The organism is Pseudarthrobacter sp. R1 (genome assembly GCF_024494415.1).
Classification (GTDB): domain Bacteria; phylum Actinomycetota; class Actinomycetes; order Actinomycetales; family Micrococcaceae; genus Arthrobacter.
This window is the reverse complement of sequence record NZ_JAMKFI010000029.1, coordinates 1-684: the sequence shown is the minus strand read 5'-3', so window position 1 is coordinate 684 and position 684 is coordinate 1. Positions and strand designations below refer to the sequence as shown.

General features: G+C 64.8%; 1 protein-coding gene. It reads left to right on the top strand.

Annotated elements, in window-relative coordinates:
* Positions 1–684 (top strand): glycoside hydrolase family 32 protein (locus tag M8J71_RS22805; RefSeq protein WP_256250150.1); only part of this gene is annotated, 684 nt, incomplete at both ends.

Here is a 684-nt window from a genome sequence, read left to right as displayed (position 1 = left end):
TTTACACCAGCGCCTACAAACCGGGCTCGGAGCATGAGGGGGTCCAGGCCCAGTCCCTGGCCTACAGCCTGGACGGGGGCTACACCTGGACAAAACACACTGACAACCCCGTGCTGAACCGCGGGTCTGCCGAGTTCCGTGACCCCAAAGTCATCCGGTACGACGGCGGCGCGGGCAGCTATTGGGTGATGGTCGCCGTCGAAGCCACGGACTTCCAGGTGGTCCTCTACAAATCCGAGGACCTGAAAAACTGGGAATACCTCAGCAGTTTCGGCCCCGCCAACGCAACCGGCGGCGTGTGGGAATGCCCCGACCTTTTCCAGTTGCCGGTGGACGGCGACCCGGAAAACCTCCAGTGGGTCCTCACCGTCAACCTCAACCCCGGCGGGCCCAACAACGGCTCAGCCGGACAATACTTTGTGGGCGACTTCGACGGCACCACCTTCACTTCAGCCACCACCGTGACCGAAGGGCTGCAGGACCCGGGCCGGCTGGGCGAGTACCGGTGGCTGGACTGGGGCCGGGACTACTACGCCGCCGTCTCCTTCAGCGATGCACCGGAGGGCCGCCGCCTCATGATCGGCTGGATGAACAACTGGGACTACGCCAACCACATCCCCACCACCCCCTGGCGCAGCCCCATGAGCCTCGCCCGCGACATCACACTCCAAACACGCGACGGCA